Raw genomic sequence first — 8,201 nt, forward strand, 5'->3', positions numbered from 1 at the left:
ATTGTAAAGATATTAACCTAGCATTGCTGTAAAATTCAAAAATTTTTGAATTAATCGTTTTGACAGTTGTATTAATCTTATTTTGCACAACTCAAAACTTGTATGCAGGCACTCAATAGCGGTTCGTTTTTTAATAAACTATACAATCAAAAAAGCATCCGTACTATTGATATAAAGTAATTTAGAAAGCATAAAGTCAATTAAAAAAAATGAGCCCGATACATCATCGAGCTCATTTTTTTCATTAGTTAGAAAATTATTCAACTTTTTGGATTCTTTCTATAAAAGCAGAAATTCTCTTTGCAATTGATTTTATTTAGAAAACTCTAAACCTTTTAATTTTTGCCATCCACCGCGAGTAAAATCAGGAATCTCAACTGGTGCTGAATTATTATCAAGTGATTTTTCGGTTAACGGGCCAAGACAAGACCATTCTGCTAAATCATATACATCCATATCTAACGGAAGTCCGTTTTGTAAACAATAAATCAAACGATAATCCATTACAAAGTCCATCCCACCATGACCACCAACTTTTTTGGCTTTTTCTTCAATTCCAGCTACAATTGGGTGTTTATACTTTTCCATTAAAGCTTTTTTCACATCAGCAGGAACAAAACTGTGGGCATTTAACTTTTCATGGTTGGGTGTAATATCTGAACCAACTTCCTTTGACCCCAAAGCATATCCTTCAACGGGATATTTATTTGCAAACCCTTTTGTCCCACTAATTTGATACATGCGACTGTAAGGACGCGGGGAAGTCACATCATGTTGAATGTGGATTGTTTTTCCTTTTTCGGTACGAATCATAGTCATGGTATGATCTCCATTTCTAAAGTCAGTAACTTCTTGTCCTGATTTTTCTTTAATATAAGCAGGATTTCCAACAGCTTTAGTATCCATAGAAACTAAAAAGTTCATTTTGTCACCACGGTGAATATTCAATGCTTGACATGCAGGTCCCATTCCATGGGTTGCATAAATATCACCACGGTGTTTTCTATTATAATCCATACGCCAGTTATTCCAATATTCGCCCCAGTAAGGCTGAAGTCCGTGAATATAAGCCCCTTCAGCATGCATAATTTCACCAAACAATCCTTGTTGCACCATATTTAGAGTTGTCAACTCAAAGAAATCGTATACACAATTCTCCAACTGCATGCAATGCTTACGTGTTTTCTCAGAAGTATTAATTAAGTCCCAAATTTCATCCATTGTCAAGGCACCAGGAACTTCAATAGCAACATTTTTACCATCTTTCATGGCTTGAACGCCAATATTTGCATGGTTTTTCCAATCGGTTGCTACATATACAAGATCTACGTTAGGTAGTGCTGTTACTTTTCTCCAAGCATTTTCATCTCCAAAAAACTCTTGCGCTTTTGGAAGCCCTGCTTTAGTAAGAATTTCATTAGCTGATTTTGTATTGGTCTCTAACATATCGCACAATGCAATAATCTCAACCCCCGGAATATGGGTCATACGTTCTACAGCGCCTGGACCACGCATTCCTAAACCGATGAAAGCAATACGAACCGTAGGAATGGGAGCTATAGCTAGCCGTAAAACATCTGTTTGACCTTTAGGTCGTTTGGGAGTTGGGGTTTTAATCATTTGAGCTGATACAGTTGTCCATCCCAGAAAAACAAAGGAAATAAGTAGTAATTTAAAAATACTAGTTTTCATATATGTAAAAATTATTTGTTAGTGGTCATGTATGGTTCCGCCTTTTACTTATTGGTGTTTGCTTGTAAAGAAACCTGTTGTTAATGGCGATTTTATAATTTAATTTATATGTTTTAAAAAGGCAGATAATCTAGTTCTAGATTACCCATTCAGTAATATTTTATTGTAACTTTTAATTTAAACCGTGAGTACTCTTTACGGCAACACTTTAAAATCAATATCTGGTCTTTTCTGACTTAATGATCTTGTAAAAATGCTTTGTGCTTTGGTAAAATTATTAAAAAAGCCTCCGTTCTTCAAATAGAATGAATCATTATTTAGTAGACCTCCTGAATAATCCATACGGTATCCTATAGTGCCTGTATTGTCTGTTGTGAACTTTGCGGCATTAATCTCTGTCCAATTTCCTTTAGCGTCACAATACCATTGATTGCCGAATAAAACTTCGCGAGATTTATCCCCTTGTTCCGGAGAAAAATTTTCTAAGAATGAATGAAATCTTTTTAAATACGTATTAGTCTCCGGCCGATTAAAGCTAGCTATCAATTGCCATTGGTTTAATTCAGGAGCAAAAAAGTAAGCGGTATAGGTTGTTGAATTATCGCTTTGAGGAGTTCCACGGAGTAAAAATTTATAGGTATTTCCTGCAATCCAATTGTACTTCAAATAACTTTGTCCTCCGGAACCCTCATTGCCAAACTCTCCAGTTGTTACTCCTGCTCCTTTTTTAAGAAGTTTAATTTTTTTAGAATCTGGTATAGAGGCCGGATCATCTGTTACAAATGGGCTCCAGACAGAGAATAATACTCTGCGCTCTGTTTGGGAATTAACTTGAATACCAAAATAACCTTCTGCAAATCCGTTTGCCATATAATAAGAACCTATAACATCTTGGCCTTTTGGAACTGTGACTTCGTTGTAATACCATTCAATATCCTTATCTGTTGGCACTTGATAATTTAAATGTACAGAAGGTCCTCTTCTGCCCCAATGATAAAAACTACCTTCGTCATTTTGAACAAATGCAATTTTTTCTTTAGCAATTGAACTGTTAATTGTTACGCTTACAATAGAAGGAAAATGACTTTTACTCTTGTTAATTCCTTTTATTTTTAAAGCAACATAACCTGGCTCCTTAATTTCCCAACGTCCTATTTGGTAAGAATCTTTTTTAGTCTCGTTAAATTCTACTCTTTTGGATTCATTGTTAATGGTGAATTCTAAAGTTGATTTTCCAAGAACTACTATTGACTCCTTATTTATTGAAAATTGAAAAACTCCAGGTTCAGAAACTCGAAAATAAGCAGTGAAATATTCTTCAGAATTAGTCCAATCCTCAATTCCATTTTTTGTAATAGTTTTAATTCCTGCAAAAGGAATAGAACTAAAAGCATTTCCACCAAGAGGCAAAGAAATTGTGGATACCATTTTAGAATCATTATCACCTACTTCATCACTTTTTTCAATACCGCTGCAAGATGTAAGGGGAATCAAGAATATGATTGCTACTAGTTTTGTTAAGAATCTTTTTTTCATCTCTAATTTTGTTTATACTTATTTTATTTCCAAATTTCCCGTTTTGAGGACCTATTATTCTTAATCAAATGGACGTTTTACACAACATCATTCCAACCTTTCTATTATTGATTTTGGGTTAGTGTTCCTGGATAAGCATTTATTTCTGATTGAGGAATGTATTGTACCACGCGCAAACTTGATGCAGGAACATCTTCCATCGCTGGATGCGGTCCTGGATATCTACGTGTCATTGTTTGTCCGTTTCTATATACATCATATCCCCTATGCGCTTCAAAGGCTAATTCTAATTGACGTTCTTCGTCAATAAGTTGAATTGCATTGGCACTAGTTAATGAAGTATATCCAGCACCAGGAATTGATCTTTCTCTTATTATATTGAGATTGATACGAGCATTTGTATAATCTCCTTTTTTAGCATACGCTTCAGCCATATTCAAATACATTTCTGCTAATCTGGAAATGGTAGGGGAATGAAGATGTGAATCATTATCCTGTAAAGAACATTTAGTGATATAGTACATTGGATATACACGGTTTAACAACATCATAAAATCTTTTTCACCTACATACGTTTTTCCTTTATAGACTATTGAATAACTATTCTCAGCAGCATTAACTTCTGTTAGATTGTATTTATCCGTTCCAATATTAATGTAAAATGTACCGTCAGCATTGCGTTTAAGCGGTTGTTGCATATAGTTATAACCCGTTTGAACTCCGCTTGTGTTATAAGAATCATGAATAAAGCGGAATGCCTCTGTTTTATTTTTGGCTGCATCAGTCACATATTGAGGTTCAATAAATGCCCAACGCGCATCGTTTTTCTTACCTGCTTTGCGAAGTAAATCTAAATATTTAGCACTCGCATACATCTCGCCCCAACCTTGGCCTTGAATATTGGCATACATACCACCAATACCATAATAATGATCAAAACCAGAAAACTCCGAAGCCACACGCTTAACAGCAAAAATAGTTTCTTTTTGTCCGGCAGCATCAGGAGCAAACGTGTTGTATTTCATAAAATCTGCTCTGCTTAGCAAATTGTAATTACCGCTCGCAATTACTTTATTAGCATATTCTATAGAAAGAGTAGCATATTCCTGATTTGGACTTTGGTAGGTACCGCTCATATACAAATATATTCTAGACAACATGGCTTGAGCAGCTTCCTTGGTTGCATAAGTAGCACTACGTTTTACTGTCATTAACTTTTCGGCTTTTTTTAGATCATTTATAGCTTGTTGGTAACTATCTTTAATTGTAGATCTATCTGGTAGACGTAAATTATCGATGTCAGCCGGCATACCGTTTACAATGGGTACTCCCAAATTAGTTTCTGGAGATTGTGCATAAGGTCTACCGTAGGTGCGAGATAAATAAAAGTAAATCATTCCTCTCAAATAATAGGCCTCACCCAATTGTTGGTCAATTTGGGCATTTTGACCCTCAGAAATAATTTTGATTAGATCACTTGATTGTGAAATAATTTTATAACTGTTGTTCCAGAAAACAGATAATCTTCCATTATTAGGAATATGTTGATACGAAATAAAGGAATAAAATGAATCCGTAGATGTTCCACGTATCATAATATTATCCCCAGGATATTCCCCTACTCTATGCATAACATCTGACCAACCTTTAAGTTGTGCATAACAACCGTTTAAAAGCACTTCGACAGCTGCTTCTTTATCTGCAAGAATTTTATCTTCTGTGTACGAATTAAATGGCTCTCTCTCCAACTCACAGGAGTATAAAAAACTAATTGTAATAAATAATATAAATATCTTTTTCATGATTTTTTTTTTAAAGAGTAAGATTAAGACCTAATACAAATTTGCGTGTCTGTGGATATACTGATGTTGCAACTCCTGTTATTTGCCCGTTAGCTGGTGGTATCTCAGGATCAACTCCAGAGAATTTAGAAATAGTAAAAACGTTCTCTGCTGCTACAAATAGTCGAAGATTAGAAATATTGAAACGCTCCACATTTAAATTATATCCTAAAGAAAGACTTCTCATTTTTAGATAGGTTCCTGATTCTAAAAAACGAGTCGATGCTTTGTTTGAGTTACTTTTATTGTTATAACTTGCTTGAGGATGAGTAGCAATATCTCCTGGTTTTTCCCAACGGCTCCATCCGCTTTGCAAATTCATTTGGTTACGATCTGTATATGCTCCATCTGAATCAAATTCTGCTCTGGCATAATTATAAATTTCACCCCCTACTGAATAAGAGAACATGGCAGCAAGGTCAAAATTTTTGTAATTCAAATTCGTTGAAAATCCACCAAAGAAAGAAGGGGTATATGCCCCAACAGCTATCGGTGTTTTTGAAGCTGCACTATAACTAAAGGTTTTAACGCGTTCTCCTGCTGCGTTGGTTTCATACCACTGTGGTTTTCCTGTCTCTGGATCTACACCTGCCCATTCCGTAAGATACCACGTATCTACATCTTTTCCTGGAGTCAACAATTTATTGGCTGAACCAGCAATACCAGATCCATCTCCAACAATGATTTCTTTTCTTGTACCGTAAAGACTCGTAACCTTGTTTTTATTTGTGCCAATATTAGCATCAACAGACCATTGCAAGTCATCATTATTAATAATATCAATATTAAGTGCAGCTTCAAAACCTTTGTTTCTTACAGCCCCCACGTTTTTCCAAATACTAGTAACCCCAATTACTCCTGGCAAAGGAACTTGATACAATAAACCAGAAGTATCTTTATCATAATAGTCTAAAGTAAGGTTGAATCGTCTTAAAAACGAAATATCTAAACCAATTCCGGTTGTGTACGTTTTTTCCCAACTTAAATCAGGATTCGCAATTTGAGAGATAAGAGCCCCTGGGTTTTCATTGTAACCTGTTGTTAAAGAATACAACGCATAATGAGGATAAAGACTGTTTGGTCTGTTTCCAACAGAGCCGTAACTCGCTCTAAGTTTTAAGTTTGTAATATAATCCGCTTTAAAAAAGTCTTCATTATGAATGTTCCATCCACCACTTACTGAGAAGAAATTTCCATATTGTGAATTAACCCCAAAATTGGAAGCTCCGTCACGTCTTAAAGAAACTTGTGCTAAATATTTGTTATCATACGAATAATTTACATTAGACAATAATGATTGAACTGCCCATTGCGCTCTACTTCCTTTTACTTTTTCAGGAATTGAGGCTACATCACCCACTATAAATCCCGGTGCAAATCCTGTAGCAATTCCTTCTGTGTTTTTAGAGTTGAATTCATTCCATTCATATCCGGCAACAGCATTAAAATCATGTTCTCCGTATGATTTGTTGAATTTAAATAATTGATTGGTATACGTTCTATTATAAGAACTCATGTAATCTTCCAGTCTACCTTTTACAGCTAATCCACTAGAAGAACGTGGATCTGAATAGAACATAGAATTAGAATGTGAAAAGATATAGTTATTTACAGAAGCAAATGTTAACCAATTTGTAAGTTTTATATCAAAGTCAAAATTACTTCTAACATCGTAAGATTGCGATTCACTATAATTCCATTGTAAGTCATACAAATAGTTAGAACCCGTTGTATTTACCCACGTTGGGTTTGGTTGATTTCCCACCAAAGTACCATCTGCTAAATACGGATTGTCCCAAGGCATATTACCATACATTGCACCCACAGAATGTTGTTTATTTAATACATCTCTTCGTGAAGCATTAATTTGAGGTTTTATAGTCAACCAATTATTTACTTTATAGCTGAATTTTAAGAGTAGATTGTATCGGTTAAAATCATATCCTTTTATAGCAGCAGTTTCATCATACACACCTAATGAAACGTAGCTTTTAAAATTTTCATTACCTCCACTTATTGCTAAATTATGATCTGTTGCTAAACCTGTTGTTGTAGCATTGTCCCACCAATCAAAGTTTTTGTTCCTTAATTCCGGATTCCACCACCAAGCTGTTGAAAAATCTTGTTTATTTGAAAACGAATCGTACAAATCGTACAATTCAGTACCGTTCATAATATCAAAATTACCTGTATTCAAAGTCGTAGCAGCCATTTTTGTAGAAAAACTAACAGTCGCTTTCCCAGATTTTCCACTTTTTGTTGTAACAACTATAACACCGTTTGCACCTTGTGAACCGTAAACAGCTGTAGACGCTGCATCCTTAAGTACCGTTAAACTTTCAATATCAGTTGGATTGATATTTCCAGCACTACTCCCTATTATAACTCCATCAACTACCCATAAAGGATCAGTACTCCCATTTACCGTAGTTTTTCCGCGAATGACTATTTTTCCTGAAGATCCTGGCTGACCTGATCCTGAAGTTACTTGAACCCCAGTAGCTTTACCCGACAATAAATTTTCGACAGAAGTAGTTGTTGCATCCGTAAGTTTTTTGTTATTAACAGTTTGCAATGACCCCGTAAGACTTTCTTTTTTAATCGAACTATACCCTACTATAACTACTTCATTTAATTTTTGACCTGCTTCTTTTAAAACAATTTTTAATGTTCCAACGCCAATGGCAACCTCTTTTTCTTCCATTCCCATGAACGAAACAACTAAAGTGTTGTTATTTCCTAATACTTCAATAGAAAAATTACCGTCAGCATCTGTCTGAACTCCTGTTTTAGTTCCTTTAATAAGAATGTTCGCTCCAGGAATAGGGGCACCACTTTCATCGGTTACTTTTCCTTTTACAATTTTCTGAAACATTGATAAATTAATATCGTATGCTGTTGCCGTTTTTATAGTCGAGGCTGTAGAAACTTGAAAAGTTAAAGCTAATACTGAAAGAATTGCTAGTTTAATTTCTTTATGGGACAGATTTTTAATCACTAAATCCCTTGGTTTTTTTTGGGTTAATAATTTCATACTCTTAAAATGGTTTTAGTTAATAATAGTTAGTTGGTTTATTCAGTTATATTTTTTAAGTCTACTTTTTTTAGATAAAGAACAATGAACTCTAAAAA

The 8,201-nt window shown here is 34.7% G+C and carries 4 protein-coding genes; all 4 read right to left on the minus strand.

Features of this window, described 5'->3' with window-relative positions; translation table 11 throughout:
• Window positions 1-312 precede the first annotated feature (312 nt).
• Window positions 313-1,692, minus strand: a complete 1,380-nt coding sequence (locus FPG59_RS11480) for a Gfo/Idh/MocA family protein (protein ID WP_086454740.1) — start codon at window positions 1,690-1,692, stop codon at window positions 313-315.
• A gap of 195 nt (window positions 1,693-1,887) precedes the next feature.
• Window positions 1,888-3,228 carry a DUF3472 domain-containing protein gene (locus FPG59_RS11485; RefSeq protein WP_086454741.1) on the minus strand — a complete coding sequence of 447 codons (1,341 nt, stop codon included), beginning with the start codon at window positions 3,226-3,228 and terminating at the stop codon, window positions 1,888-1,890.
• Between the two features lie 104 nt (window positions 3,229-3,332).
• On the minus strand, window positions 3,333-5,030 hold the full coding sequence (locus tag FPG59_RS11490; RefSeq protein WP_086454742.1) for a RagB/SusD family nutrient uptake outer membrane protein: 1,698 nt from the start codon (window positions 5,028-5,030) through the stop codon (window positions 3,333-3,335).
• Between the two features lie 10 nt (window positions 5,031-5,040).
• A complete protein-coding gene (locus tag FPG59_RS11495; RefSeq protein WP_086454743.1) occupies window positions 5,041-8,103 on the minus strand; it encodes a TonB-dependent receptor in 3,063 nt (1,020 codons plus the stop codon).
• Window positions 8,104-8,201: the final 98 nt, after the last annotated feature.

This window comes from Flavobacterium sp. FPG59, from assembly GCF_002150205.1.
In the GTDB taxonomy this organism is placed as follows: domain Bacteria; phylum Bacteroidota; class Bacteroidia; order Flavobacteriales; family Flavobacteriaceae; genus Flavobacterium.